The sequence below is a fragment of the Corynebacterium sp. HMSC078A10 genome (assembly GCF_001811565.1).
GTDB classification, from domain to species: domain Bacteria; phylum Actinomycetota; class Actinomycetes; order Mycobacteriales; family Mycobacteriaceae; genus Corynebacterium; species Corynebacterium hesseae.
On the sequence record NZ_KV805217.1, the window covers coordinates 898 to 27,725 of the forward strand.

23 protein-coding genes and 1 tRNA gene are annotated in these 26,828 nt (G+C 54.3%); 14 read left to right on the forward strand and 10 right to left on the reverse strand.

Annotated features, from left to right (window positions below):
• Positions 1–249 precede the first annotated feature (249 nt).
• From HMPREF2808_RS08790 to HMPREF2808_RS08800, 3 genes are read left to right on the forward strand one after another with little or no spacing between them, the layout of a single operon-like run.
• Entirely contained in the window at positions 250–582 is a 333-nt protein-coding gene (locus tag HMPREF2808_RS08790; RefSeq protein WP_070624468.1) for a helix-turn-helix domain-containing protein, read from the forward strand.
• Positions 575–1,378: an ImmA/IrrE family metallo-endopeptidase gene (locus HMPREF2808_RS08795; RefSeq protein ID WP_070624469.1), complete on the forward strand. Its 804-nt coding sequence runs from the start codon at positions 575–577 to the stop codon at positions 1,376–1,378. The genes HMPREF2808_RS08790 and HMPREF2808_RS08795 overlap by 8 nt, the downstream gene beginning before the upstream one ends.
• 7 nt (positions 1,379–1,385) lie before the next feature.
• Entirely contained in the window at positions 1,386–1,976 is a 591-nt protein-coding gene (locus HMPREF2808_RS08800) for a PIN domain-containing protein (RefSeq protein WP_070624470.1), read from the forward strand.
• Positions 1,977–2,019: 43 nt separating this feature from the next.
• On the opposite strand, the gene HMPREF2808_RS08805 is transcribed toward HMPREF2808_RS08800, so the two are convergent.
• Positions 2,020–2,586, reverse strand: a complete 567-nt coding sequence (locus HMPREF2808_RS08805; RefSeq protein WP_070624471.1) for an amino acid permease — start codon at positions 2,584–2,586, stop codon at positions 2,020–2,022.
• A 184-nt stretch (positions 2,587–2,770) separates the two neighbouring features.
• On the opposite strand from HMPREF2808_RS08805, the gene HMPREF2808_RS13795 reads away from it, so the two are divergent.
• From HMPREF2808_RS13795 to HMPREF2808_RS08845, 7 genes are all read left to right on the forward strand, one after another.
• Positions 2,771–3,004, forward strand: a complete 234-nt coding sequence (locus tag HMPREF2808_RS13795) for a Wadjet anti-phage system protein JetD domain-containing protein (protein WP_070624472.1) — start codon at positions 2,771–2,773, stop codon at positions 3,002–3,004.
• A 625-nt stretch (positions 3,005–3,629) separates the two neighbouring features.
• The gene (locus HMPREF2808_RS08820; RefSeq protein ID WP_070624474.1) at positions 3,630–6,284 is read left to right on the forward strand and encodes a glycosyltransferase family 2 protein; all 2,655 of its coding nucleotides are present in this window, start codon (positions 3,630–3,632) and stop codon (positions 6,282–6,284) included.
• Positions 6,274–7,131: a hypothetical protein gene (locus HMPREF2808_RS13360; protein WP_141752596.1), complete on the forward strand. Its 858-nt coding sequence runs from the start codon at positions 6,274–6,276 to the stop codon at positions 7,129–7,131. Before HMPREF2808_RS08820 ends, HMPREF2808_RS13360 begins: the two co-directional genes overlap by 11 nt.
• Positions 7,131–8,066 (forward strand): hypothetical protein, encoded by a 936-nt coding sequence (locus HMPREF2808_RS08830; RefSeq protein WP_070624476.1) that lies wholly within the window; start codon positions 7,131–7,133, stop codon positions 8,064–8,066. Before HMPREF2808_RS13360 ends, HMPREF2808_RS08830 begins: the two co-directional genes overlap by 1 nt.
• Before the next feature lie 24 nt (positions 8,067–8,090).
• Positions 8,091–9,755, forward strand: coding sequence for a heparinase II/III domain-containing protein (locus HMPREF2808_RS08835; protein WP_070624477.1), 1,665 nt, complete (start codon positions 8,091–8,093; stop codon positions 9,753–9,755).
• Between the two features lie 120 nt (positions 9,756–9,875).
• Entirely contained in the window at positions 9,876–10,733 is an 858-nt protein-coding gene (locus HMPREF2808_RS08840) for an ABC transporter permease (protein WP_168165075.1), read from the forward strand.
• 109 nt (positions 10,734–10,842) lie between these two features.
• Positions 10,843–11,568, forward strand: coding sequence for an ABC transporter ATP-binding protein (locus HMPREF2808_RS08845; protein WP_083309053.1), 726 nt, complete (start codon positions 10,843–10,845; stop codon positions 11,566–11,568).
• On the opposite strand, the gene HMPREF2808_RS13105 is transcribed toward HMPREF2808_RS08845, so the two are convergent.
• The 3 genes from HMPREF2808_RS13105 to wecC all read right to left on the reverse strand — a co-directional run bounded on the left by HMPREF2808_RS13105 (position 11,561) and on the right by wecC (position 15,715).
• Positions 11,561–13,090 (reverse strand): glycosyltransferase family 4 protein, encoded by a 1,530-nt coding sequence (locus HMPREF2808_RS13105; protein ID WP_083309054.1) that lies wholly within the window; start codon positions 13,088–13,090, stop codon positions 11,561–11,563. The two genes, HMPREF2808_RS08845 and HMPREF2808_RS13105, sit on opposite strands and share 8 nt — an antisense overlap.
• Positions 13,023–14,318: a glycosyltransferase family 4 protein gene (locus HMPREF2808_RS13110; RefSeq protein ID WP_083309056.1), complete on the reverse strand. Its 1,296-nt coding sequence runs from the start codon at positions 14,316–14,318 to the stop codon at positions 13,023–13,025. Before HMPREF2808_RS13110 ends, HMPREF2808_RS13105 begins: the two co-directional genes overlap by 68 nt.
• Positions 14,319–14,458: 140 nt before the next feature.
• Positions 14,459–15,715 (reverse strand): UDP-N-acetyl-D-mannosamine dehydrogenase, encoded by a 1,257-nt coding sequence (wecC, locus tag HMPREF2808_RS08855; RefSeq protein WP_210386967.1) that lies wholly within the window; start codon positions 15,713–15,715, stop codon positions 14,459–14,461.
• Between the two features lie 264 nt (positions 15,716–15,979).
• Between wecC and HMPREF2808_RS08860 the strand changes: the two genes are divergently transcribed.
• Positions 15,980–16,055, forward strand: a tRNA-Asn gene (locus HMPREF2808_RS08860).
• Positions 16,056–16,613: 558 nt separating this feature from the next.
• Here the strand turns inward: HMPREF2808_RS08860 and wecB are convergent.
• Positions 16,614–17,771: a non-hydrolyzing UDP-N-acetylglucosamine 2-epimerase gene (gene wecB, locus HMPREF2808_RS08865; RefSeq protein ID WP_070624482.1), complete on the reverse strand. Its 1,158-nt coding sequence runs from the start codon at positions 17,769–17,771 to the stop codon at positions 16,614–16,616.
• A gap of 96 nt (positions 17,772–17,867) precedes the next feature.
• Positions 17,868–18,005: a hypothetical protein gene (locus HMPREF2808_RS13535; RefSeq protein ID WP_154736808.1), complete on the reverse strand. Its 138-nt coding sequence runs from the start codon at positions 18,003–18,005 to the stop codon at positions 17,868–17,870.
• A 207-nt stretch (positions 18,006–18,212) separates the two neighbouring features.
• On the opposite strand from HMPREF2808_RS13535, the gene HMPREF2808_RS08870 reads away from it, so the two are divergent.
• Positions 18,213–18,488, forward strand: a complete 276-nt coding sequence (locus HMPREF2808_RS08870; protein ID WP_070519625.1) for a hypothetical protein — start codon at positions 18,213–18,215, stop codon at positions 18,486–18,488.
• On the opposite strand, the gene dnaG is transcribed toward HMPREF2808_RS08870, so the two are convergent.
• On the reverse strand, positions 18,485–20,413 hold the full coding sequence (dnaG, locus tag HMPREF2808_RS08875; RefSeq protein WP_070624483.1) for a DNA primase: 1,929 nt from the start codon (positions 20,411–20,413) through the stop codon (positions 18,485–18,487). The genes HMPREF2808_RS08870 and dnaG overlap by 4 nt on opposite strands.
• Before the next feature lie 157 nt (positions 20,414–20,570).
• Here dnaG and HMPREF2808_RS08880 point away from each other — a divergent pair, with 157 nt between their 5' ends.
• Positions 20,571–21,098, forward strand: coding sequence for a guanyl-specific ribonuclease (locus HMPREF2808_RS08880; RefSeq protein WP_070624484.1), 528 nt, complete (start codon positions 20,571–20,573; stop codon positions 21,096–21,098).
• Between the two features lie 3 nt (positions 21,099–21,101).
• Positions 21,102–21,335 (forward strand): barstar family protein, encoded by a 234-nt coding sequence (locus HMPREF2808_RS08885; RefSeq protein WP_070624485.1) that lies wholly within the window; start codon positions 21,102–21,104, stop codon positions 21,333–21,335.
• Positions 21,336–21,398: 63 nt separating this feature from the next.
• Here the strand turns inward: HMPREF2808_RS08885 and HMPREF2808_RS08890 are convergent, their stop codons facing one another.
• The 3 genes from HMPREF2808_RS08890 to HMPREF2808_RS08900 form a co-directional block, all read right to left on the reverse strand.
• Positions 21,399–24,704 carry a LamG-like jellyroll fold domain-containing protein gene (locus HMPREF2808_RS08890; RefSeq protein ID WP_070624486.1) on the reverse strand — a complete coding sequence of 1,102 codons (3,306 nt, stop codon included), beginning with the start codon at positions 24,702–24,704 and terminating at the stop codon, positions 21,399–21,401.
• 242 nt (positions 24,705–24,946) lie between these two features.
• Positions 24,947–26,221: a deoxyguanosinetriphosphate triphosphohydrolase gene (locus tag HMPREF2808_RS08895; RefSeq protein WP_070624487.1), complete on the reverse strand. Its 1,275-nt coding sequence runs from the start codon at positions 26,219–26,221 to the stop codon at positions 24,947–24,949.
• Between the two features lie 11 nt (positions 26,222–26,232).
• On the reverse strand, positions 26,233–26,817 hold the full coding sequence (locus HMPREF2808_RS08900; RefSeq protein WP_070597387.1) for a YdcF family protein: 585 nt from the start codon (positions 26,815–26,817) through the stop codon (positions 26,233–26,235).
• Between the last annotated feature and the right edge of the window lie 11 nt (positions 26,818–26,828).

Below are 26,828 nucleotides of genomic sequence, written 5' to 3' on the forward strand. Positions count from 1 at the left end.
CCCGCTGAACCCATCGATTTCTACCTCACCCCAAAACCGGAAGAGCCCCATTGAGCACAGCGCTAGTCAACGCCTGCTGGAGCGCCCAAAGTATTGCCCAGTGTCGGCTGCGCACTGAGCAGGAGCGGATTCCGTGTGCGCATGCAAACACAGCGCTAAGGAAAGCTTTCTCCCGATCATCAGACACGCTGAATCACTTTGACTAAAACCTGATTCACGTGTTTAATCGAAGTCAACAAGGAGCACAAAATGAACATCCCCACCGACTTCGGTGAGCGTGTCCGCGCGCAGCGTCAACTTCGCGGACTCAGCCAAAGAGAGCTCGCCGCCATGACCGATGAAATTCTGTCCCAGCCCACCCTGGCTCGCCTAGAGAAAGGCACAGCCACGCCAACTCTCCACCACATCATGGCCCTCGCGTGGGCTCTTGGTATAGATGCCGCTGAGCTTGTGGACGCCACCCCGCTCTCCCAGCGTGTACGCGTTGCGGCCCGTGGCCACCAGGCCAAAACCGAGGAAGCAACACAAACTCTTCTGCCTTATCTCCAGCTACGAGTGAACCTGGATAGCGCACATGCCTAATTCAACGAGCCCCTCACAACAGGGCGTTGAGCTGGCTGCTGATTTTCGCGCGAAGCACGACCTCGGATTAGAACCTGTCAGCGACATCAACAATCTCATGAAGCTCGTTGACGCTGACTTCATCGTGCTCGACTTGACGGATGACCTCGATGCACTGACTCTTCGCGATCCTGTTTCAGGTGCCCTAACCGTAGGGATTAGCACGAGCAACAATCCTTTCCGACAACGTTTCACCGTCGCCCACGAAATCGGGCACATCGTGGCCGGGGACATCACGGAGGATGGCGCTTCCTTGCAATGTGACAAGACTCTGCCTTCCGAAACACGCGCAAACACCTTTGCGCGCTGCGTACTCTGCCCTGAAGAAGCGTTGCAAGAGCTGCCTCCATACGCAGATGCGGAAGAGCTATTGTCTGCAGTTGTCCAACGATTCCAAGTCTCTCCGCATGTAGCAGCTATCCAACTGCACCAAGCTGGACTTATTTCGAAAGAAACAAAGGAAGAGCTAAGGGAACACACCGCCAAGGGACTCGCCTCCCGCTTCGGATGGAAAGCCTCGTATGACCACGCACGCAAAATTGCTGCTCTGCCACGGGCTTCCGAAAGGCTCGTTGCCGATGCCTACAAGGCCTACTCCCAAGGACTCATCACCCTGTCAACCGTAGCGTTCGCCGAGCAGGTAAGCCCCGAGGAAGTAGCAGATTCAATGCAAACCGCTCCAAGTTCTGTCAGCCAGAATCTCACAGATCAGCGCGATATAGAGGCAGACCTGGATGACTTCTTCGCCAACGAGTAGGTTCGCCATGACTAGAAGGTTCATCGTTGCGGACACCAGCGTGTTACTAAACTTCATCTGCGCCGGTGAGCAGGACCTGCTTCTCAAGTTCGTAGACGATGAGCAGCTTCACGTGCCTGCGGCGGTCAGAGACGAAGTAGAGAGAAAACTGAAAGCTCCGCGGTTTCAGTGCGGAGCCCAAACATGGGCATCACTCATTACTCATGGACACGTGCACGTGCTTGACGACGACATGGATCGCCTCTTCAAATACATCCGCCTATTCGCGGGCCCCAGATTCTCGATCCAGGGTGGAATGGCGAAGAATCTGGGAGAATACGTCGCAATCGCTCACTGTCTAGCACTCCTTGATGAGGACCCTTCGGTGCGTACTGCCGTCATTATCGATGACGAAGACGCGAAAGCCCTCATACGCAAGCGACAGGCAGCAAGGGCCTTTAGCACCGAAGCAGTACTCTTCCGCTGTGTGAAGCTCGGTATCCTTACCGACCGTGGACAATCCCGCAAGGTGTGGGAGAAGCTCTCAAGATTCGATGTCTTCGTCCCATTCGAGACCACTCGGCTAAATGACCGCTCGGTTTACCGAGGCGCCATGTAGTCATCCGCCCCATCCAGCAGCTACTGCCGTCCAGCCGCTTCAACTATTCCAAAACCAACGCCGCCGTCTCCTCCGGCGGCACATTCTTCAACTGACGACTCTTGATAGCCCACGACGCCAGCCCCAGCACAATCCAGACCACCAGCGCGACGAGCGGAGCCGTTCCCAGCATGCCAGGCGAGCCCGGGACAAAGAGCAGCGCCAAGAACCCGACGGAGAGAATGCACCCGGCCAGCGCAAAGCACTCATAAAACTTGTTCGGCGCAATGGGCTTGGGCATCCCGGGGACCTGCCCAGTGCGCGCAATCTTCCATGCGCAGAAGCACGTATAGAAATACGCCACTGTGATACCAGCACTCGACATATCGACGACCCATGTCAAGGCCGCGCGCCCAAACCACGGAGTCACCAGGCACACTGCGCACACCAGAAGAATCGCATTCCGAGGGGTACGCTCCTCGCCGTTTAGCTCGCCTAACCGACTAGGGACCAGGTTGGCGCGACCAAGGGTAAACAACACACGGCTTGCTGCAGTGAAGAACCCGTTAAGCCCAGTACGGACTCCAGCGCTGACGGCTACAACCATGAGCACCAAACCGGCAGGCCTCATTACGCCGTTGATGGCTGCCGCTGGCGGAACACCGACGGGAAAGCGAGTGCAAGCTCCGGGCACTCGACGACGTAATAGATCAACTTCGACGCGACGATCACCACCACCGTAACGAGGATATGCGTGCCGGCCGCCCACGCCGCCGCCCTCTTCACCTACACACCACCACGGATTCTCGCCGTGGATGAACAAACAAACCTTCCTGGCACTGCCTGCGCTTGCCGACGCCTCCCCAACCACCATCACCGTCCTCGGCTCCGGCACCGCCGCCCGCCAACTTCACGCACTGGGCTGGTTGCAGCGAGCCGACATCACCTACTGGGGCAGTTTTGATGCTGCCGGCTTTGTCATTCTCGATGCCGAAGAACAGCGCGCCTTTCGCTTTTTCTTCAACCAAGGCCGGCTACGCATTAAATAGGAGCCGGGTTCTGTTTGTGTACGCAAACGCGGAAATTAGAGAGCCAGAGATCTTCGGACCCTCTACCCACAAAAAGACCCTCACCGGCGAGTAGCCAGGATGAGGGTCGAGCAGCAAATTTTGCGTATGACTTAAGGCTACTCCGTTTACGGATTATTCCTAACCAACACAATGATAGTCAATTCGTCAATTGACAACCACGCAAAAGGAATCAAAATGAGATGAAGTTGCTAGAAAATCGTGGTGGGGTCGGCTTCTATTAGACTATGGCAAAAGTGTCCTCGGATCCTTCAGAAGTTTTCTGTGCACGGATCTGGTAACTTAAGCCCATATAGTGAACTTCACCCCGTTGAGCAGAGGTCCTCTTCATGAGAAAACGTGCAAAGCAAACTGAGGAAATAACCAGCGATCTGACCTCGAGGCTAGCTACCGAGCTAGTAAAGGCATATTCTGATCTACTCTTTGAGATTGATCGCGATGAGAAGCTCTTAAAGGGCATCCAACGTCGTGACGAAGAAATTCGGAGGTTAAAATCGCAAATCCGGAAGCTTGAAAGCACTAAGTCTCTACGCCTTCAACGCCGCTACTGGAACCTTCGGAAAAAGATTTTAGGAAACAACTAACTATGCAGGAATCAGCTATCAACAAGCAATTAAAACGTCTGCGCAGCCTCAAGAAACAAGTTAAGGCGGCCAAATTAAAAGCGGAAGCAATCCTTAATGCTCATCCGACGGGAAGAAAAGCTGGATACCAAGCTCACTCAGGCGGGTTCGTTGAACCAATCAAAAACCGTGCGGAGTATATGAAACAGTACGCCCAGTATCGTACAAACACTGAAGCTTGCATAGAAGAATTGCTTGCTGAAGCCGCTTCTCTGCCCGTAGCAACTACTCAAAAGTGGGACAAACCGCGCGACGTCAAGATTGCAATTATCGCCGACGCCTTTCTCTTTGACTCCATAGAGGTTGCTGCCGATTTTGTACCTTTAACTCCCGAGAATTTTGAGGCTGTAGTACCCACAGTTGATATCCTTCTCGTAGTATCAGCTTGGCGCGGTCTCAACGACGAATGGTATGGCGCTGCGCAGAAAAACTCACCTAACCGTCGCCTAATCGAAGATGCGGTTATCCCTCTTGCAAAAGCCAACGAAATACCCGTTGTTTTCTATTCCAAGGAAGACCCGCCTAACTATAAGGCCTTTCTTAGCCTGGCAAAGCTTGCAGACTTTGTATTCACTTCAGCTGAGGAAATGATCCCCCAGTACAGGGAAGACATCGGACCAGACACTCCGATCAAGGCGCTCCGCTTTGGCGTTAACTACAAAAAGCACAATCCTTTAGGCTGTCAACGACACAAGGGGCGAGAGGTTGTATTCGCGGGCTCTTGGATGTCGCATAAGTACCCCGAGCGCGCAGGAGCTGCAGAAAAGATTTTCGATGGCGTCAATCAGTCAGACTCGGATCTTTTCATTATCGATCGGAATCTAGAGCTTGATCCGAACAAGTTTAAAAACGTGGAGAGGTATCTTTACCCGTCCAAATATCTCAAGAATCTTCATGGGCCACTTTCTCACGATCAGGTTTTACGACTACAGAAGCTGCTTCCGCTGGCGATAAACCTCAATTCAGTGGTTACAAGCCAAACAATGTTTGCAAACCGCGCCGTTGAACTCCAAGCAATGGGGACACTAGTGCTCTCCAATTACAGCGCTGGCCTAAATTCACGCTACCCACAAATAACCATGCTCGATTCTGAAGTAGATACCGAGCTATTCCTCGACACTCTGACCGACGAATACTTGAGCTACTGCCAGGTTGAAGGTATTCGCGAAGTGTTCCTCAACGACACCGCCTTCGAGCGAGTCGACGAAATACTAGAGGCGGTCGGAATAGAAGCAACCAAACCCGATCACAATGTCTATATCGTCAGTGATAGCAAACGACGCTTTGAGGAATTTCGCGATTCACAAGCAACCGAATCAGAGCTGAAGTGGATAACACCGAATGACCTAGATCGGGTAGAAGGCTCCAAGAACGGCGATGTCCTGATTTTCATTGATCGGATCCCGTTCAATGGACCAGATCTCGTAGACGATGCAATAGCAGCCTTCCGCTACTCGGATGCAGATATTTTGAAGTTTGCAGCCTTCGACGACTACCAGATCGCGTATGAACCAACTTCAAATGACTTGAGCAAGGACAGCGGACACGTCTACTGGCTCGCTGAAGGGCAAACGTTTCCCACCCTAGCCGTTGAGAAGGCGATGCTCATCAAAACAAGTGTGGCGACGCGACCCGTAAATATTGTCGGACGCAAGGAACCTGAGATATCGATCATCGTCCCCACATACAACAACGGACGACATCTCATCCACAAATGCTTCCAATCGCTCGTCAGAAGCAACATCTTCCCGAAGAGCGAAATCATTATTGTAGATGACGGCTCCACAGATCTTAAGACTCAGAAAACCGTAGATCTTATCGAACAGCTGTATCCAAACGTAAAGGTTTACCGTTACCCTGTCGGCGGCTCAGGAAGTGCGTCTCGTCCGCGAAACAAAGGGCTTGAATTAACTTCAACGCCTTACGTAACGTACCTAGATCCCGACAACGAGCAGCTAAATGATGCCTTCGACCAATTGCTAGCTCTCGCCAAAAAGAACAATCGTAATTTTGCAATTGGAAACATGATCCGATTCAAGGGCCGGCGATCTACGGTTAATAACTCCCGCTTCCTAAAAAACGCCATGGCAAAGAGTCCAAGCCTGAACGGTGAGAATGCCGAGCTTTTGAAGCAACTAAACTATAAGCCCATGAGTATCCAGGCACTCGTTGCCGATACTCACTGGTTGAAGAGCTTAGGACTAATTCAGCCAGTGGGGGCTGTTGGGCAGGACTCATACTTCTTCCAGCAGATGCTCTTCTACGCTGATAGTGTTTCCGTCACAACTCTCCCCGTACACGTTTATTATGCTGAGGTTTCCAATTCGACAGTTAACTCAATTTCTCCAAAGTTCTATTGGAAGTATATCCCGTTGGAAGAATCAAGATCTTCATGGTTAGACTCAATCGGGCTTAAAGAGCACTATATAGAAACTCGCTTCCGAGACTTCTTGAAGCTTTGGTATATTGAGAAACTTAAGTATGTTTCAGCCGAAGATCGTCAAGAATGTGTGACAATTATCGAAGAGATCACTTCTCTATACGGTATTGATATCCAGAATGATCAGGAGATAAAGAGCCTACTAGATGACGCGCGGAGGGGAAAGTATGTCTACTAGCGCGTTGCCTCCAATTCTGTACCCCGGAGCGCGACTACCGAAACCTACAGATGGCGAAAGCATCCGCTTCAGTTTTCTATTTGGAGGATGCAAAATATCGGCGATCTATTATCATCGGCGCGAATATTGTGACCGGCTATTTGTGGGATTTAATGGCGCAGTAAAACGAGAAGCAGAAAAAGATCCAAGGGAAGTATTTCAGCGCAGGACATGGGCTGAATCCATCGAGGCATCCTGTCTGTTCATTTCAGATCCCACCCTCCATCAGGACAACGAAATCCAGATTGGTTGGGGTCAAGGATCTGCGTTCTCAAAACCTTTCACAACAATGGCACAATGCGTCGATTTCATACGCGAGAATTTAGAAATCGAATCCAACAGGCGCATACTGTTTTTCGGCAGTTCAGCGGGCGGCTTTCAAGCTGTACAAATGCACTCCCGTTTTCCAGGCTCACGGTTTTTAGTGAATAATGCGCAATTCGATTGGTCAAAGTATCACAAAAAGTTTGTTGATACGATTATGCGGAATTCCCATCCCGGTATATCCCTCAATAAACTGCGCGAGCAAGATCCCTCTTCGATTAATGCATTGAATCAATTCCTAGAGTTAGACATACCTTTTTGTGGAGATTATTGGGTCAACACAGCAAGCAAAATCGATTACGCTGCACAACTCCCAGTCGTCAACGATTTTATTGCAAACCGAGCGAGACTTCAGAATTCCGAAAACCTAGATTTCGCCACTCATTACTATTTTGATACACGCAGCGGCCATACGCCCATGCCCAAAGACAAGACTCTGACCATCATCAACAACGCGCTGTCACGGATTTCCGGAGAAGACTAATGCCCAATGTGCCTATACCAGAGTTTCTAACTAAGCTTTCATCACTGAGTGCCAACGCTAGGAACGCACACGCAGACAAGACAGATCTATCCCGGAGAATCGCAGCGCTTGTTTACAGTGTTCCCCACGAACCCTTGATGCTAGGTTCCCTGGTAAGTCTATGCCTATGGGATCAATCACCTAAACGCTGCCGATTTACCTGCGACGCTTTTGCAAACTCAAGCTATCCCTGGGCGGGTAAAATCTACGCACAAAAGGGCATCACCGATTCCTCTGCCGCCTGGCAAATTAAGCGCCGAAATCAGCTCAGTAAGCTAAGCTTCGAAAGCCCCGCAGCAGTAGCCGCCCCAATTCATCTCATTCTCCGAAAAGACGAGCTTCAAATCGCAAACCGAGTAATTACGTATGACGATCGAGCGGTTCTTGAAGTCCTGGAAGCTGCAACCAATCTCGTTAGCGGGTCAGATTTCACCTTCGAACAACATATTTTGTCCGTCGAGGCTACGGAACAGCTAAAACCACACCATGCTGAATTCCTAGCTAAGCTAGCTCAGCTATCTCGTTTTCTTCCCTTCACGATTATTTTCATCACGGATTCTGCTAAAACTTTTGAGCAAATCTTCGATGAACCCGATAGAGACTACGGCGAGATTTATTGGTTCATCAAAGATAGCAGCAGCCTCTACTCGTTTCTCGGAACCGCAAATGCCGAATTCCCGAGCTTCATCCCTACACGATACTTATCCAACTTATCGTCCCAGGAGGTTATCACTGTTCCCGGAAGTATCCGTTTTCACCGACTAGTGAAATCTTTCGGCTCTGCTGTCAATGTCGATGAAATGAAAGAGCAGTTTAATAAAGGCTTCTCAGAGACACTGAAAGACTCTTTGTGGTCGACCAGGGTCGATGCAATAGGAAACCACTTCTCCCAATAGGAACATTCAGCATAAAGGAGTAATATGTTTGAAAAATCCGCCGTAATGCCCCTCATCGGGGATTCGTCCTCCAAGCTCAACAAAGATGTTAAGCGGATTGCGACTAAAGCCCTCGACAATACTATCGAGCCTTTCCCTGGTTATCCCGATATTCAATTTGGACCATCCTTCGATTGGGAACATCTTGAACCGCAACTCGAGACTACCTATCAGCTCTACCTTCAGAACCTTAGAGTTGTAGGAACACTCCTAGCAGTATATGAAAACAGCGACGACCGTGCCCTCCTAGATAAGGCCTCTGAAATCGTCACTAGCTGGCTCGACTACGTTGAGGCTGGCGGCGAAACAGAAATGACTTGGTACGATCATGCTGTAGGCGCGCGCGTGCGAGTTCTAATGCAATATCTGTACCTTATGCAATCCGAAGGGCTCCCCTTCGAGAGCGCGCGTATCGAGCGTATTTTGAAGAAACACGCCGATGTATTGCTGGATGATAGTCACCATCGAATGAACAATCACGGCATTATGATGGACATGGCGTTAATGTCTTTAGGCATTGGTTTGGACGAACCTGCATACCTCTACCACGCCCTTGGCCGAGTCGAAAGCATCTTCTGGCAAACTTTTAGTGAAACCGGTATGCATCAAGAAAACTCTCCCGAGTATCACGGGATGGTTTATCGGATGTATCGTGAGATCGAGTCATATCTAAACGATAATGGATTCTCATTGGGCCAAGATATTCTAAGAAAGCTGGAAGTAGCAGCCGGTCACTTTAGCCGCATCGTTATGCCAAATGGCGAATTGCCAGGAATTGGCGATAGTTCGGCTCGCACAGTTTCCGCCAAACCGAATTGGGAATCTTTTCACGACTCAATGAGTGGCTTTACGGCCCTCAAGAGCGAATCGTCTCAAAGCTACATCGGTTTTGTATGCGGCTATTCTGCCACCGCACACAAACATTCTGACGATTTAAGCGTCGTCTTAAACTATCGAGGTAAGAACTTCTTTGTAGACGCAGGGAAGTACAACTATGGAAAGAACAAGTATCGGCGCTATGTAGTTTCTTACAGAGCGCATAACTCTTTCACGCCTAATACGCGCTACAACCGCCCACCCGACAACCGATACACCAAAGTGATTGCCACCGACAAGTATCTAGAGGCTAAAAACTATTCTCTAGCCTCAGGCTACAATCACGGGTTTCCCGGTGCGAAGCTACGCCGCACCGTAATCTCTGTCCCAAAGTTCAATATCATTCTATTAAACGATGTCGGCCACTCAACTGATAAGACGGGACAAGCTTGGACCGAGCGATTCATGCTCCCTCCTACTGCAAATGCAATCATTCGAGCCGATAGTTCAGTACGAATTGAGAACCAGGGCGAAGTCATCTACCTCTCAATGACGGATCCAGAGGATACTGAAATTGAGGTCATTAAGGGAGATCGATCTGAGGATCCCGTAGAGGCAATAATCTCACCAGCAAGCAACAAAGCCATTGAAACATCGCAATTGGTATTTCGAGGTAAGGAAAGCCTCGATACGAACCGCCTCTTTGTCATTTCCCTCGGTACGCCTTTTACGGGTAGCATCTTCCAGTCGGAAGATAGTATCATCGTGTCTTCAAATGGGTTCTTAACCGATCAATCTATTGTGATCCCCCGTTTTAGTTCGGCCGAAAGATAAACAGTTTTGTAGGTAGCCTTTGCAACGGCATCAATAACCGCATTCAGCGGGTCTCGACGATTCCTGCGATGATGACCAATGGAGGTTTCCCGTAAAGGACAGGCAATGAAAGACCATTTCATGGATTCAACCAAGATAATGGTTGACGACTCTGGGCTTCAGCCCGTCAACTCTGCTCCTAATATGAGAGAATACCTCGCTCGATTGCACAAGCGTCGCTACTTCATAAACGCCGATGCAAGGAGTCGAGCACTTAGCAATGGTCGCGGAATGTTTTTAGGCCGAGCTTGGCTCGTTCTTCAACCATTGCTAGAGATCCTCGTCTATGCACTTATCTTTGGAGTAATTCTTAAGGTATCCCGCGGCATTGAAAACTATGTGGGGTATTTGATTATTGGCGTTGTATTCTTTCGCTTCGTTTCGCGTGGTATCAATTCCGGATCTGGTTTGATTCAATCAAACCATTCATTAATATCCTCCTTCAATTTCCCACGAGCTGCAGTCGCCTGTTCAGCCATTAAGCGGCAACTATATGACAATATTATCCCTGCAATCGTTGCACTTGTAACCGCGTTTTCCCTACAGGATTCTTTAAAGATTTCTTGGACCCTTGTACTAATAGTCCCGGTTTTCCTCTTCTTACATGTCTTCTTACTTGGGATAATATTTATAATCGCAAGATTGACAGCATTCGTTCCCGACATTAAGTCGCTAGTTTCGCTCCTTAATCGAGCTCTATTCTTTACCTCGGGAATTTTCTATTCCCTAGAGAGATTTGAAGGGCATCCAGTGCTTCTGGAAGTAATGAAGTTTAATCCTGTATACCAATACCTCACTGCAGCGAGAGACGTTTCTATTTACGCCCGAGTTCCAGAGCTATACACAACGCTTAATATTGTTATTTCTACGGGGTTAGTCTTGTTGGTGGGGTTTGTATTCTTCTGGCGAGCCGAGGAAAGGTACACGGGTGTCAAGTAACACTACTGTCGCTATCAGGGACCTATCGAAGACTTATCGCATATCGAAGAATGGCTCCGGTAAAAGTCTATTCAGGCGGAATACCCAAGAAGTGCGGGCCCTGCACCCCATGTCATTGGTCGCAGAGGCTGGAGAGTCTATTGGCGTGCTTGGCAAAAACGGGTCAGGAAAATCCACCCTACTCAGACTTATCGCCGGCTCTGAGACTCCTACAACGGGCGAAGTTTTGGTTTCGGAAACCCCTACCCTATTGGGTGTTTCCGCTGCTCTGCAACGCCAGCTTTCTGGACGACAAAACATCCAATTAGGGCTATATGCGATGGGACTCACCCCCAAGGAGGTCCAGCAACTTGAGCCTGGAATTATTGAATGGGCGGAACTTAAGGATGCCATCGACAGGCCCTTAAACACCTATTCTTCTGGTATGACAGCGAGACTAAAGTTTTCAATAGCAACCGCAGTCTCAGCCAAAATCCTATTAGTCGATGAAGCCCTGTCCACTGGAGATTCTTCTTTCACCGATAAAGCCCAAAAGCGAATGCAGGAGTTTATCCAAAGCGCTGGTACCGTGTTCCTCGTTTCACACGGAGCGAAAGTGATTCAGGAGCACTGTTCGAGAGCCATTTGGATTCATGAAGGCCAGCTAATCGCTGACGGTTCCCCCAGCACTATCGTTAAGCTCTATCGCTCATGGAGTAGAAGTGTATCTAGCGGAAATAAAGAGCGAGCTCTAGAAGTCCTTCAATACACCGCGTCAAAGTTCTCACCAGTTGAAATCGTATTCGACAGTGAGATCATCAAACACCTCGACGGCGGAAGACATCGGCTTAAGTAAGCAAGCTTCTATAAAGCTCTTCAAGCCTAACGCAGTTCGACGGCCAAGTTTTCTCTTCGACCCACTCTTGCGGAGCTGTGAATTTGTCCGGCGCCGCCAAAACCCTATTGATCGATTCAGCCAAAGCGAGAGGGTTTTCTGGATCACAGTAGCAAGCAAATCCCCCAGTAACTTCCCGTAATGCAGGTAAGTCTGACGCAACAACTGGTATCCCAAGCGCCATGGCGTTCATTGGCTTGATCGGAGTTACGTTTCGACAGACATCGCGGTCTTTTCTTGGAACCACGAACACATCAAGGCGTTTATACCACTCCAAGATTTCGTTCTCAGGCTTCCGCCCAGCAAAATGAAACCTCTTTTCCAAACCGTTTTCGTCGACTTTATGTTTCAACGATTCTTCTGAATCGCCAGATCCCACTATTAGAAAATGTATTGAATCGTCGACGTACTTCGCAGCCTCGACTAGGGTATCTAACCCCTCATAGTCAACGATGCTGGTTACCGTACCCACCACAATTGGACGACGTTCTGATTGATTGAACAAGCTAACAGCTCTCGGTCGCTCTCTGCTGTCTGCGGAAACATCTACACTGGAGCAATTCGGCAAATTAAATATCTTCGAATCGTCGATCCCCAACTTGACTATTCGTCGTTTGGAAACGTCGCTCAAACAAATAACCGCAGATGCAGCTCTCATCGCCTGGACTTCTAGGTCTAGAAGGGCGCGATAGTGTCTGCTCTCTCGCGCTTTAGACTGTAGCGATTCAGGCACCTTAGATAGCCACGTGTTATAGGGCTCTCCCCTAACTTCGTATAACCAAGGTACTCCTATTTCCGCGGCCACATGAGAAGCAACCACAGCATTCCTGTACCCAGAAGTCGTATGAATAACGTGGACCGAGTTCTTGAGGCATTGCTTTTTTAGAAGCTCGATTTCTTTTTCAAATCTCGCCGTATGACCAAAGGGAAGAAACCTCGGCATAAGCTTTTGATAGCTCACGCCATTCACTTCTTCTGCCTCATGAACAGTGAGCTTTCCTACAACAGCTGGATAGCCTAGACGGGTGAAGGCAAAGACTTCGACCCCCATACGCGCTAGGTTCGATAATATCTGCTGCGTCCGAACCGTGTACCCCGATCTAGTAAAGGGCAATGAGTTATTTAGAAGAAACGCTATCTTAAGCTTTTCTCCACTTACTCCATCGTTAGATGCTAAAGGTGAGCTTGTAATTCCAAGTTCAGTTGCAGCTTCAACCATCGGATCTGCCGATTTGTTCGTTTCAGCTACGCTAACTCTTTCAGCCAGACGGACTAGTTTTGCGGGTAGTACTCGATTCAAAAGTCCAGTCTTGAGGCGTAAAACCACATTTCTAAAGAACAATTTTGGATCTCTGATCAAGAAACTAGCGGATCCGCTTAGAAGGCAAGCAACGCTACGAAAGAAATACAAATAACTACCCAAGTTTCGAAATTGCTCGAAAGAATTCAGAGAAGACTCTCGGGGTTCGTATTGAACGTTCATTCTCAACCCATCGTTTGCCAGTATCGTCCACAATCAACCGCCAGCGTTCTTGAGCAAGTTCAGTCCAAAGACACGCCAATGCTAGCGGGTCTTCTGGTGGAACAACGTCTCCTGACTTCAATTCAGTGATTAGATCGGCAGCTTCCCCAGACAAAACCCCTGAAATGTGAACACCGGCAGTCATTAGTTCATAAGTCTTCGACGGTATAGCTCTGTCAAGTGGTTCCCAATTAGTTAAGTGCACCAATGCAGTATCCGCCCACTGGTAGTCCAGGTGAAGTGACTCAGCATCCTTCTGATCACTAAATTCAATGTCAACTGGAGAAGCAGCAGCCAGCTCACCCAATGCCTGCCTGGCCGCCCCGTCTCCTACGAAACGCAAATGGATGCTAGTCCCCATCTCCCTGGCAATCTCAGCAGCGCGAATCGCATTTTCAAGGTTTTGTGCGCGTCCCAAGGTTCCAGCATAAAGCACGTTTAGACTATTGCCTTGACAGCTAGACGGCCGCCCCTTTTCGACAGAGGACTCGACAGGAAACACATTTCGAACAGTTTGAATCGTTCCCGCTCTAGCCATTTCGGGATACGTTCGTTCAAGCTGTAGTTGAAGTCTATGCGAGGTCACTAATATACCTGCTGCATTCGACAATGCAATGTTTAGTGCTTTTTCTGTAATCAGTGAAACAACTCTAAAAGGTCCGCTAAACAGCATTGACTGAAGAAAACCGCTTCTATTGGTTCCACGATTCCACCTTGGAGCTTCTGCCAGTAAATCAGGCCACGCATCCCTTAAATCTATGACATACGGAACCTTAAGTGTTTTTGCTGCAACGCAAACAACGATTGCCGTCGGAAGGGCCGGCACCGTACCAATAACTACATCGGGCCTCTCCTTTTTAACTATCATGAGGCTAACTACTTTTGTCAAAGAACACAGGGCAATTAATGCTTGGTTGAGTGCTCTTTGAGTCAATGAAGACCCGATAGGCAAGTAAGGTGTCCTATATATCTGCTCTTCGGAATTTCCGGTTTCGGCACCTTTGCTTGGTCTATAGTGTCCGGCTTTCCACCAGTCACTAACGCCAACCTTCATTCGGTAGCTTGGCCAAGGAGCTACAACACTCACCTGAGCACCCGAATCTCTTAGAATCCTTGTTAGCCAAGTCCAGCGGCGCTGAGGCACCCCGTTTTCAGGAAACCAGTATTGAGATACTACTAGAACTCTCAAGGGTTTCCTCCTCAGTAATTCCCTCATGCTTTAGGCCTCGTAAAAGGTTTCAAAACACGCGCAGGACAATAGTCGAACGCGTAAACATGGAAGGTACGAAGGCTGGCAGAGGCCCACGCCTCCGCCAGCCATTCCGTCTGCTAGCGCCAAATTCCCTTAGTATCGATGACCGTCTTCCCCGTCAACTCGGAGCGGTCCAATGCGATGAATTCCTTATGGTTAACCAGTAGCAACACTACTTCCGCATCAGACAAAGCTTCGCCCAAGTCCTGCTTCCGAAGGTTTGGAACCGATGAAAGGGACGGCGGCAGCTCCTCAACATTGGGCTCAACAACACGGATGTCTAGCTGAGGATGCTCTTCTCCCAAGCGCTTCACGATATTCAAAGATGGAGACTCACGTAGATCATCGATATCGTTCTTGAAAGCAATTCCAAGAGCCGCGACCACTGGCGCCTTTTTACCTTCGATTGCCTTAGTCACTTGGTCAATAACCCACTGTGGCTTGCCGTCATTAATGTCTCGAGCCATCTTAATGATTCGAGCTTCCTCTGGTACAGACGAAACAATAAACCAGGGATCCACAGCAATGCAGTGGCCGCCTACACCAGGTCCTGGCTGCAGAATATTTACTCTTGGGTGGTGATTGGCAAGATCGATCAGCTCCCATACGTCGATTCCTAAACGATCAGAAATCAACGACAACTCGTTGGCAAATGCAATATTGACATCCCTAAACGAGTTCTCAGTCAGTTTAGCCATTTCCGCAGTAGTTGCGTTGGTCTGCAAAAGCTCCGCCGTGCAGAAAGTGCTATACAAATCGGCAGCCATTTGCGTTCCACGTGGAGTTAAGCCACCAATAACTCGATCGTTGCTTTCCATTTCCTCCATGATTCGGCCGGGCAAAACGCGTTCCGGGCAATGAGCGACGAAAATGGCATTTTCCGCATCTTCATCGAGGGAGAGATCTGGCCGGAGTTCAACAATGTGCTTTGCCATTGCCTCGGTGGTTCCTGGGGGAGAAGTGGACTCCAGAACGACCAAGGCACCAGGTCGAAGATGCGGGGCCATCTCCTCAACTGCGGCGTTGATGTACTTGGTGTCAACCTTGTAGTCATCAGCGAACGGAGTGGGCACACACACAATATAAGCATCAGCTTCAATCTGCTTAGATTGCGCGACCAGCAATCCCTCGTCAACTACTTTTTTCAGCATGACATCGAAACCCGGCTCAACGAATGGCACCTCACCACGGTTGATTGATTCCACAAACGCAGCATTTACATCGACGCCAGTTACCTTGATGCCTTTTGATGCTATGAACGCCGCCGTAGGAAGACCAATATAGCCAAGTCCAACTACGCAAACGCTCTCAAATTTTGCCGGGGATTCACTCACAGCATTCACTCCAAATAGCTTCTGGGGATATTCTCACAACTACCTTACACCTAACTTCGCGACACAACATAAGCCACCTTCCATTGTCAGCACACCCTGATAGACAAGATTCTTTAAAAGGAAGGACCTAGGATGGCCGCCAATTCCTAGTCCCCAAGATCTTAAAAACCCCGCATTAGGTGGCGATTTGCAGGTTCATTGGTTCGTCTATATAGTTACTAAACGTCGCAGAGAGCAGATACCAATACTCTCCGTTATATTTATTCCTCCATAGCTCAGTTGGCAGAGCATTCGACTGTTAATCGAAGGGTCACTGGTTCGAGCCCAGTTGGAGGAGCCAATCAACACCCACCAATCGTCCATAGGCCGGTCGGTGGGTTTTTAGGTTTTATGCTTCAGTTTCGACATAAAAGGGCGGCCTTTGCCTCAAAGTGCTCATTGGTGTTTTATGACTCTGCGAAGCCAGCTTTCGCATCCCAAAAGTCTTCTATTCAGAAAACAATTGGTTTTTAACCCTTTTGTCGCAAACTATTCCATGACCTATATGACGAACGCACTTTAAAAGAAATTCTCACAGCGGTTTCTGCGGAGCACCTAGGAAACTCCGTCCACGATATGTTTTGTGGCCGTTCCTGATGTCTCTGCCGGCAATTAGACCTATTCCCTTTCCCTACGCAGCAAACCCCGGAAGTACCGCTTAGACCCGCCAAGCTCCATGCACAGTTGGCCAAGCTCGGAATCACATAGTCGAAGTCACATCCAACACAACTAGAGGAACCTAGCCGCCCCAGGAAACAGTAAATCTGAGGACATGTGTTTCTACAGTATCTTTTTTCGTGGCACCGCTTGATCGGGCAGGCGCGCCAAACACTCACCCCTGCCCGCCAGCGCAGTTGAATTAAGCCTCAATGCCCGGATCGAAATCCGGCAGGCGCTCCCCTACTTCTAGGAGCTCGGCAATAGCGGCAACGGCACGCTCGGCAGCTTTGCCATCGCCGTAGGGGTTCACGGCGTTGGCCATGGAGTGGTACGCGGCGTCGTCATCAAGCAACAGCTTGGCTTCCGCCACGATGAGGCTGCGGTTGGTTCCTACAAGCTTCACGGTGCCGGCGACAACTGCCTCTGGCCGCTCGGTGTTTTGGCGCATCACCAAGACTGGTTTGCCAAGTGCCGGGGCTTCCTCCTGGACTCCGCCGGAATCCGTCAGGATGATGGTTGCGCAGTCAAGAAGCTTGGTGAACTGGTCATAAGGAAGTGGGTTCGTGATGACGACATTGGGCAACGACTCTACTTCCGGAAGCACGGCTTCACGAACCTTTGGGTTCAGGTGCAGCGGAAGAACAAAGTTGATGTCCAAGTATCCTTCTGCAAGATCCTTAACCGCGCCGCCGATCTCCTTCATCGCCTCGAGGTTCTCACGGCGGTGGGTGGTGACCACAACGAGGCGCTTGCCAGATTCAGCTGCTTCCTGCAGGGCAGGATCCTCAAATTCGGTATCCCAGCTGGCGGCCTCCAGAAGAGCATCAATGACGGTATTACCGGTGACCGCGATATCCTTGGACCGGACGTTCTCACGGCGCAGGTTTTCCATCGAACCTGCAGTCGGCGCGAGGTGCAGCTCTGCCACCTGGCCAATGAGCTTGCGGTTGGCTTCCTCCGGGAACGGAGAGTGAATGTCACCGGTACGCAGACCAGCTTCGAGGTGAACGATCTTCACGCCACGGTGGAAACCAGCAAGCGCTGCAGCCATCGCAGTCGAGGTATCTCCCTGGGAAATGATGACATCAGGCTGTTCGGTGTCAATGATCTCATCCAAGCCCATCAGCGCACGAGAAACAATCTCATTGAGACCTTGGCCTGGCTTCATAAGGTGAAGATCCAGCTTTGGCTCAATACCAAACATGGTATTGACCTGTTCCAACATTTCCTTGTGCTGGCCAGTGGAGACGGCGACAGATTCGAAACGATCGTCCTTCTCCAGAGCCTTGATGACCGGTGCCACCTTGATGGCTTCAGGGCGGGTACCGTACACGGTCATTATCTTTGGCTTAGACATAGACTTCCTTTGTTGACTACTGGGAGAGAATCTCCATAAGAGTCTACAATGCCCTTGCTTCCCGCACATGGCCCGGAGGTATCGAGGAGATGAACGTTAGTCCTCGCTCACGGTGACTTCGCGCGGTTCTTCAAGGCAATTGGTGCGGGGCTCAGCTGCCGCCACGCTGGCTGTTAGCAGCGCCGACATGGCCACGGCCGCCGATACCGCATGCGTACGCTTCGAAGTCTTCACAGGTATTAAGTTAACTGAAGCGAATGCATTATGGGAAGAGTTCTCGCCATATCTATTCGGCATCCCTGTTCGCTCCGCTGCCAAGAGGCCACCTGCCCCGGATTGGTTTGGCAGGTAGGCTATTCATGAGAATTGCACGTTGCCCGTACGTTGTACGCAAACGCCGGCTGTTGCGCTGGCCCGAAGTAAGGGGATGACTAGTTTCCAATGATCCAATTTGTTGTGGGTGCTGCCGCCGGATACGTCTTTGGAACCAAGGCGGGGCGCAAGCGCTATCACCAAATTAAGGGTGCCTACGAGAAGGCCGTCAACTCCCCCGCCACCAAGGCCGCGGTGCGCTCCGCACGCAAGGCCGTGGCCAACCGCTTGGACCCGGAACCGCGTATGCGTGAGCTTAAGGACTACAACAAGGGGCGCCGCGGCAAGCGCGGCACCGCGGATGGTGTGCAACCAGACCGGATTTACGAGCCGGACGAGGATTAGCGCACGCCACGGAAGGCGCGGTCGTTGAGCTCGCGGCGGGCTTGTTCGAGGGCAACGAGGTCCGCGAAGAGCGAGTTGTAGGATTCCTCGTCGTCGGAGGGGCGCATGCGGCCTAGCTGTGCTTTGAGTTGGGCTACCTGGTCGCCCACGCGGGCCTCTTGGAGGCGGGAGAGCACGGAATCGGCGTAGGCCTCAAGGTCGGTATCGGGGTTGCCGGTCTCCCCCAGCTTGATGGGCTCCACGGCGAGCTCAGAGACGAAATTGCGGGCCATGAGGTCCGGCATTTCGCCGGCTACAGCGGCCAGCCATTCCACGCCGGGCTGTTCGGCACCGGCGGTCACGCCGCCGAGGGTCGAGATGGCGCGGCGGATGGTGCGGTAGGCCTCGTTGGAGTAGGCATCCTCCGTAATCCCGTCGAAGTAGCTGCCGGCGATCTGCGGGAATTGCAGGGCCAGCTTGAGGGCCTCGCGTTGCGGCCATAGGTGGGGCTCGCGGGGGCCGGGGATGTGCATGACAGGGGCGTTGGTCTGCGCGGGCACAGAGGAGGTCTGCTCCAGTGAGGCAAAACGCGGGCGCTGCTCCTTCTTCGGCTTGCGCGCCTCTTGGCGTACCTGGTGGAGTACTTCCTCCGGGTCGGGCCAGCCCACCCAGCCGGCAAGGCGGCGGGCGTACTCGCGCTGCAGAGGTTGGTCCCGGATCTGGGCTACCACGGGCACCGCACGCCGCAGGGCCTGGAGGCGGCCCTCCGCGGTATCGATGCTGAAGTCTGAGATGACGGAGCGGATGACGAACTCGAACATGGGGATGCGGTCCGCCACCAAGTCACGCACCGCGGCATCACCGCGCGCGAGGCGCAGATCGCACGGGTCCATTCCATCGGGGGCTACGGAGACGAAGGACTGGCCGGTGAACTTCTGCTCGCCCTCGAAGGCGCGCATGGCGGCCTTCTGTCCGGCCTCGTCGCCGTCGAAGGTGTAGATGAGCTCGCCGTGGAAGTAGGAATCATCCAGCATCAGGCGGCGCAACACCTGTAGGTGATCCGCGCCAAAGGCGGTACCGCAGGAGGCCACGGCGGTCTTCACGCCCGCGGCATACATGGCCATGACATCCGTATAGCCCTCCACCACCACGGCCTGGTGTTGCTCCGCGATGTTGCGCTTGGCCAAATCCAGGCCGAAGAGCACCTTGGACTTGTGATAGAGCATGGTTTCGGAGGTGTTCATGTACTTGCCCAGCTTGTCATCGTCGAAAAGCTTGCGCGCACCGAAACCGATAACGTTGCCGGACAGGTCCTTGATGGGCCACAGCAGACGCCGGTGGAAGCGATCGATGGGACCGCGCTTGCCCATCTTTGAGATGCCGGCGGCGTCGAGCTCCTCAAAGGAAAAGCCCATGCGCAGCAAGTGCTTAGTGGCAGTGTCCCAGCCTTCCGGTGCATAGCCGCATTCGAAGGCGTAGATGATTTCCTTGGAGAAGCCGCGGTCGAGGAGGAACTCACGAGCAGTGGCGGCCTGCGGGGTTTCCAGCTGCTGGCGGTAGAACTCGTGCGCGGCCTTGTTGGCGGCGATGAGGCGGCGGCGAGTGCCGGGCTTTTCATCGCGCGCACCGGTGGAGCCACCCTGGTAGTTGATGTGGTAGCCGATCTTCTGGGCTACTGCCTCAACGGCCTCTGGGAAGGAAACCTGCTCCATTTCCATGAGGAAGCTGAAGACATCTCCGCCCTTGCCGGTGGAGAAGCAGTGATAATAGCCGCGCTGCGGGCGCACGTGGAAGGACGGAGTCTTCTCATCCTTGAAGGGGCTCAAGCCCTTCAGCGAGTCATAGCCAGCGGGTTTGAGCTGAACGTACTCGCCCACGATTTCATCAATAGGCGCGCGTTCACGGATAGCTTGGATATCGCTGTCCGGAATTCTGCCTCGTGCCATGCGTACAGACTACCCCGCCCGCCGGAGCTACAGGTACCCACGGCTGGGTGGATCCTTGATGCTTGTTCCCACATCCTCCAACAACCTGCAGTGGGGATTGGGAAAAGGCCTGGTCCGGATTTCTGGTTCAGGCCCTATACCTGCAATGATGGGGGCCATGTCCCAATCCTCCCCCTCCAAAAAATCGCTGCCGGCCATCATCGGTGGCGCGGTTCTAGTCCTCGTCGCGGGCTACTTCGGCATTGACCTCGGTGGCTCCGGCGATGGCGCGGACCAGAAGGCAGCGCCCTCATCGGCTGCGGCTGCTTCGTCCGCTGCATCCGGCGCATCCGGTGGCGGCGATGGGGATAAGGGGGACGTCGCAAAGCAGGGCGAGTCAGACCTGCCCACCTGCGCTATGGATTCCCTGCCGCAGGAGGCGCACGAGACTGCCGAGGATATCCTGGCCGGCGGGCCCTATGACTACCCCGATAACGACAACGTGCGTTTCGGCAACTATGAGGGCGCGCTGCCGCAGCAGTCAAAGAATTACTACCGCGAATACACCGTGGAAACCCCGGGGATTGGGCACCGCGGGGCAAAGCGCATCGTCACCGGCGGCGGCAGCGAGACCGACCCGGATGTCTGGTACTACACCGACGACCACTACGACAGCTTCTGCAGTATCCCGGACGCGGAGGACTAAGGCATGCAACGCATTCTCATCACCGAACCCATCCGCACGCGCGAGGACTTCTACGGCGCGCTCGGGCGCCTGCGCGGCTGCACGTCCGGTGCCCCGCGCAACCTCGACGCCCTGGCGGACTTCCTCCGCGAGCAACACATCGTGGCGATTATTGCCGCGGATTTCGACATGGTGGAGGAAGACTTAGCGCGGGTGTCAGCCGTGCTGGAGGACCAGGGCGTCGCGCTAGTGCGCTAGTGAGGTTGTGGGCCGGCTGCGGTGATGGACCGGCGGGTGGTGGCCCAGCCGGGGCCTTAGACCTTAGAGGCCGAGGGCGCGCTTGACGGTATCGCGCACTTCCGGTGCGAGGTAGTTCAGCAGGCCGGCGATAACCGCGGTGGCGCCTGCGGCGCCGAAGAGGGCGCCGAGGATGGCGGGGAGGACGCTTCCGCGGCTCGAGCTGTTGCTCGAGTGGTCGCTCGAGCCGCTGGAGCCACTGTTGCTTGATCCGCTGCTGCTCTCGCTGCTGCTGTCGGTGTTGTCGTCCGCGCTGCCGGCGGTGACTTCCACGACGCGGGAGGCCAGGGCCTGGTTGCCGGCGGAGTCGGTCACGGCGTAGGTGACGGAGTACACGCCCGGCTTGGCGGTGTCGATGTTGCCCACCACCTTCACCTTGTCGGTGAGGTCACCGTCCTTATTGTCCTTGGCGCTAACACCTTCGAGGAGGTTGGCCTTTTCACCCTTGGTGATGGTGAGCTTGTCGCTCGGAACGGTGAGCTCAGGGGCTTCGTTATCCTTCTCCTGCTGCTCCTGCGCGGTGAAGACGCCGAACTGGCGCACGATGCCGGGCTTGGTGTCCTCCTTGGAGGAGGCATCGGCGGAGGTGGCGTACCAGCCATAGGCCTGGCCGGCCTTGACGTCCTTGTAGGTCACGCTGGCGGGCCAGCCGGACTTGGCGGTGTCTTTGCCAATCTCCTTGCCGGTATCGGTCAGGGCGAGCATGGAGTTCGTCGCAAAGCTGGTCTTGCGGGTCTGGAACTGGATCGGCACACGGAACTCGTCCTCGTGGCCGTTGTAGCGGTGGCGGTCGTCGTACTCGGTGGCATTGTGGTCGTCGAGAAGCGGCGAATACGTATCCACGACCATCTCCGAGTTCTTCAGGTCAAACTGCAGGAGGCGCAGGTAGCTGGAGCCAAAGCGCAGGCCGGTGTCGTCGTCATACTTGCCTAGCTCCGTCAGGCCCAGTTCATCGGAGCCGACCTCGTAGAACTGGTAATCCGCGAGAAGCTCCACCACGTGGTTGTTGGTGTGACCAACGTCCTTGCGGGTGACAATGGATACGCCGTGCTCGTGGCCGGCCAACACCAGGGCCACGTTGGGGTTCTTTTCAATGACGTTCTCATAGACCATCACGCCGTCGTGGGAGAAGTCCGAGCCGCGGCCATCCGGGTTAGCGGAAGGCTTGAGGTAGGCGTGGGTGAGCAGGATGGCGTTGCGGTCGGAGTACTGCTTGAGCACCTTATCCGCCCACGCGGCTTCCTCCTCAGTGACGTCATAGCCCAGGTGCAGGGCAATGAAGTCCATGCCGTTGGAGGAGAACAAGTCATAGTGGTTGTCGTTATCGCCCTCAGCATAAGGGTGGTAGGAGGCATCCTGCTCAGCCCACTTGCCCGTGCCCTGCTGCGCCTCGTAGCGCTCCGGGCCAAAGTACTCGTTGTAGAGGTTGTCGGCACCGACGTCCGCGCCGCTTTGGTTGTCGTGGTTGCCGGGCAGCACGCCGTTGACCACGCCGGCGTCCTCCAGAATCTTCTGGGCGTTGGAGGCTACCTCGAATTCCTTCTTGGCATTGGGGCGGTCATTGTCCTTGCCAATCCAGTTCTCGATGATGTCTCCGGTGTGGGCGGAGTAGGCGATCTTGCGCTTCTCGGCGTTGTCCGCGATCCACTGGGTGGCGGCGGTGTAGCCGTCTTCCCACTTCTTGCGTTCCTCGGCGGTGGCCTTTTCTACCGCGCCTTCGGAGAGGTATTGGGTATCGGTGTGGTGGGCGATGGAGAAGTCATAGTCGCTGGTGTCGGCGAATTGCTCGTTGACGGGCTCGTTGAGGTCATCGGCAAAGACGTCATAGCCCACCAGCATGGTGTGGATGCTTCCGCCGTCGACGAAGTCCTGGTTGACCTCCGCACTCAGACTGACCTGGGCGTCGGCCGTGCCGCGGGTTTCTGCCAGCTTCTCCCAGCTATTGCTCTTGGTATTCCAGGCCATAAGCCGCACCGAGCGCTTGGGGTCCACGGTGCCGGACCAGGCGATGTCGTGGGCCTTCTTCTCCGCATCCTTGACCTTGAGGTCAAAGCGCTGGAAAGGCATGTCCTCCGTGGAGCTGGTCTCCTGGGCGTCCTCGTTGTCCGGGTTGAAGGCCTTGTCAAAGTCCTCGCCGTCCTCGTACTCAAAGTCCAGGCTTTCCGGGATATCAGTGAAGGTGCCTTGGAAGCCCTTCTCTGCTACCGCCACATCGGCTTCGGTGAAGGTGGTTTCTACCTCCCCACCGCTCGGATTATCCGCGCGAGCAGAGATGGTCACGCCCTCGCCGCTCGGAGTGGAGTCGGTGCCGGCAGCACCCGGGAGGTTGCCGGAGGCGAAGTCGATGGCCTGGGAGATGGGGTTGCCAAAGACATCGCGGCCCTCGACCTGGATGGAGTGGTTTCCTTCCTTGAGGCCGGCGCCGATCTCCTGCCCCAGCTCGATCTCCTCGCCATCCAGGGTGTAGGTGAGCTCGCGGGAGATGAGGGCGGCGTCGTTGAACTGGACGTCGAAAGTCACCGGGCCCGTCAGGTGCTGGCCGGCACTCGGGGTGGAGCCGGTGATTTCCGCCTTCTTGTCGGTGCTCAGGTTGGAGTCCTCATAGAGGGCGGAAACCTCATCTTCGCCCAGCGGATCGGAGAAGATGCGGGCCTCGCTGACCACGGCATCGGAGTAGAACTGGGCGGCGTTATCCCGGCCGGAGTCCGCGCCGATCATCACGGCGGTGGAGTTGGACTTGGGCTTGGTCACCTCACCGTTGATCTCGGTGTTCTCAGCCACTTTGGCGCCGTTGACATAGAGCTCGCTCTTGGTGCCGTCATAGACGCCCACCGCGTGGTACCACTGGCCCGGCTCCACCTGCTGCTGGGCCTTCTTGTAGCCATCGCTGCCGTTGACGGTGAAGGTGAGCTGGTCGCCGTAGATGACCATGGCCCAGCCGCCGGCTTCCTTGTTGGCGCAGAGGCTCTTTTCGTTGCCGTCGAATTCTCCGTCGTAGCGGAAGACGCATTCGACGGTGAAGCCGTCCTTGATCTGGTCAAACTTGTCCCCGATGTCGAAGCCGACGGCATCCTTGCGGCCGTCGAAGTGGGCCACGGGGCGCTCGAGCACGCTGTCTTGCTCCACGGTGGGCTCGCCGATCTTCAGCGGTGCGACATCGGAAGCGGAGTTGCTGATGGTCCCGTTCTCCAAGGACAAGTCCAGGATGTCTGCCTTGGGCAGGTCCTGGGCGGAGGCGAATGCGGGAGCAACAAGGCTGGAGCCAACGAGGCTGATGGAGGCGATCAGCGCGGCTTGATGCAGCTTTTTACGAGACTTCTTTTGAGACACAAAAATTCCTTGACAGATAGCAAAATGAAGAGACGTCCGCTTCTGAGGGCTCCAAAGGAGCCGCACAGCTTACGGCCTGCCCGAGGCTAAGCTGCTCGTTTAACAACGAGTTGTCAGGTGCATGACGCCAAAGTAAACGGTGTTCAACTATCGAGTGACGGATATCTCCCGTTTCCCCGGCCGTTGCGCGCAGCACGCCCCTTCCCCGCCTTCTGCCAGTTGCCGGATGCGCTAGCTCAGCCCTAGCTCAAGAAGCCGAAGAGCTCGGCGCTGCGCTGTGCTAGGCGCTCGAGGCGTGATTCCGTCATGGAGGCGATCTGGTCGATGATGGCGCGGTCACGTTCCAGATCGGTGTCGGCTTGTTTCCACCACAGGGCGAAGGTGGCGTCGAGAGAGCCCGGCGCGCCGGCCACCAGGTAGTCGTAGACGCGGTAGATGCGCTCGCGCTGGCGGTCTTGACGGGCCAGGTGGGCGGGCTCATCCATGACGTAGAGCACGGCGATGGTTTTCAGCAGCGTTACCTCAGCCACCGCGCCCGGCGGGACGGCGAGGTCGCCGTGCATGCGGCCGAGTGGGCCGTCGTTAGCCGCGAGCGTGGCGGAGACAGTAGCGCCCACGTAGCGGCCGACGAGCTCGGAGGTCATCTTCTTCAAGTTGGCATAGGAGCCCAGGGAGTAGTCGAAGTTGCCGATGGCGTTGATGACGTCCAGCTGGCGCAGGCGGTCGGCGGCCTCCAGGAGCTCGTCGGCAGTGCCGCCGAAGGCCTTGGCGCCCTTGTCCGCGAGGTTGGCCAGCTCCACCAGGTCCCACAGCACGTTCAAAGAGATGCGGCGGGAGATGATGCCGTCTTCGACGTCGTGGACGGAATAGGCGATGTCATCCGACCAGTCCATCACCTGCGCCTCCATGGACTTGCGCTTATCGCTATGCCCCTGGCGCAGCCACTCCAGAATGTCCACGTCCTCGTCATAGGCGCCGTATTTGCGGTTGGTCGTGCCATCCGGGTTGGTCTTGGTCCAGGGGTATTTGCAAGCCGCATCGAGCGAGGCGCGGGTGAGGTTCAAACCATAGCTGCGCGGGCCCGCCGGGGTATCCAGGACCACCTTGGGCTCCAGCTTGGCCAGGATGCGCAGGGTCTGGGCGTTGCCCTCGAAGCCGCCGAGGGCTACCTCGTTAAGCGCATTCTCGCCGTTGTGGCCGTAGGGCGGGTGGCCGATGTCATGGGTTAGCCCCGCCATATCGCACAGGTCTGGATCCAGCCCTAAGCCGGCACCGATGCTGCGGGCGATCTGGCTGACCTCCAGGGAGTGCGTGAGCCGGGTGCGCGGGGTATCGCCATCGCGAGGGCCCACCACCTGGGTCTTATCCGCTAGGCGGCGCAGCGCCGCGGAGTGCAGAACGCGGGCGCGGTCCCGGGAGAAGGCGCCGCGGTGCTCCTCGGATTTGAGCAAGGCCGAGCCTTTGGGTGACTCGGAAGCGAGGCGGGCGACGTCTTCTGCGCGGTAGGAATAGCTCACGGGTTTTAAGTTTAGGCGGAGTCCTGGCCTTCCTGGGTCTGCCTCGCGCCAATGACGCGGTGGCGCAGGGCCTGGTTGGGGCGAATAATGCGCTCGATGCGGTAGAAGGCCGCGCGCACGCCATCGGTGCGCTCCTCCCCCAGCAGGGTGCGCAGGCCCAGGTAGGCCAAGCCGCCGGTCTCGTGGGCCAGGTAGCGCCACCACGGGATGGAGAAACGCGGGGAAGGATAATAGGGCGTGCCCATAACGGTCGCGGTGATTCCTTCTTGGCGGGCGATAAGGAAGGTGCGCAGGCGGTGGAGCGGATCGGTGATGATGACGGCCTCGGTCACGCCCAGCTTCTCGCGCGCGGCAATCAGCTCGCTGCGGGTGTCCAGGCCTTCCTCGAGGGCGGTGACGTTGAGGGGATCGTCGTCAAGCATGCGCTTAGCCACCCCGGCCTCGGTGAACCTATCGCCGGGCAGCTTGCCGCCCACGGTGATGATGGGCAGGTCGTGCGCGGCGGCGTACTCGGCGGCACAGCGCACGCGGCCGGACAGGATGCGGGAGGGGCGCCCGTCGTACTGTGCGGCGCCGAGGACAATAACGTACTTCACTGTCTGACCAC

What these genes read in the sequence shown, in the direction of transcription:
- HMPREF2808_RS08835 (WP_070624477.1), top strand. Translation starts at nt 8,091, where the DNA reads ATGTTTGAAAAATCCGCCGTAATGCCCCTCATCGGGGATTCGTCCTCC.
- HMPREF2808_RS08805 (WP_070624471.1), bottom strand. Translation starts at nt 2,586, where the DNA reads ATGAGGCCTGCCGGTTTGGTGCTCATGGTTGTAGCCGTCAGCGCTGGA.
- HMPREF2808_RS08880 (WP_070624484.1), top strand. Translation starts at nt 20,571, where the DNA reads ATGTCCCAATCCTCCCCCTCCAAAAAATCGCTGCCGGCCATCATCGGT.
- HMPREF2808_RS08830 (WP_070624476.1), top strand. Translation starts at nt 7,131, where the DNA reads ATGCCCAATGTGCCTATACCAGAGTTTCTAACTAAGCTTTCATCACTG.
- HMPREF2808_RS08870 (WP_070519625.1), top strand. Translation starts at nt 18,213, where the DNA reads ATGATCCAATTTGTTGTGGGTGCTGCCGCCGGATACGTCTTTGGAACC.
- HMPREF2808_RS08885 (WP_070624485.1), top strand. Translation starts at nt 21,102, where the DNA reads ATGCAACGCATTCTCATCACCGAACCCATCCGCACGCGCGAGGACTTC.
- HMPREF2808_RS08845 (WP_083309053.1), top strand. Translation starts at nt 10,843, where the DNA reads ATGTCATTGGTCGCAGAGGCTGGAGAGTCTATTGGCGTGCTTGGCAAA.
- HMPREF2808_RS08790 (WP_070624468.1), top strand. Translation starts at nt 250, where the DNA reads ATGAACATCCCCACCGACTTCGGTGAGCGTGTCCGCGCGCAGCGTCAA.
- HMPREF2808_RS08795 (WP_070624469.1), top strand. Translation starts at nt 575, where the DNA reads ATGCCTAATTCAACGAGCCCCTCACAACAGGGCGTTGAGCTGGCTGCT.
- HMPREF2808_RS13105 (WP_083309054.1), bottom strand. Translation starts at nt 13,090, where the DNA reads ATGAACGTTCAATACGAACCCCGAGAGTCTTCTCTGAATTCTTTCGAG.
- HMPREF2808_RS08800 (WP_070624470.1), top strand. Translation starts at nt 1,386, where the DNA reads ATGACTAGAAGGTTCATCGTTGCGGACACCAGCGTGTTACTAAACTTC.
- dnaG (WP_070624483.1), bottom strand. Translation starts at nt 20,413, where the DNA reads ATGGCACGAGGCAGAATTCCGGACAGCGATATCCAAGCTATCCGTGAA.
- HMPREF2808_RS13360 (WP_141752596.1), top strand. Translation starts at nt 6,274, where the DNA reads ATGTCTACTAGCGCGTTGCCTCCAATTCTGTACCCCGGAGCGCGACTA.
- HMPREF2808_RS08820 (WP_070624474.1), top strand. Translation starts at nt 3,630, where the DNA reads ATGCAGGAATCAGCTATCAACAAGCAATTAAAACGTCTGCGCAGCCTC.
- wecB (WP_070624482.1), bottom strand. Translation starts at nt 17,771, where the DNA reads ATGTCTAAGCCAAAGATAATGACCGTGTACGGTACCCGCCCTGAAGCC.
- HMPREF2808_RS13795 (WP_070624472.1), top strand. Translation starts at nt 2,771, where the DNA reads ATGAACAAACAAACCTTCCTGGCACTGCCTGCGCTTGCCGACGCCTCC.
- HMPREF2808_RS08840 (WP_168165075.1), top strand. Translation starts at nt 9,876, where the DNA reads ATGGATTCAACCAAGATAATGGTTGACGACTCTGGGCTTCAGCCCGTC.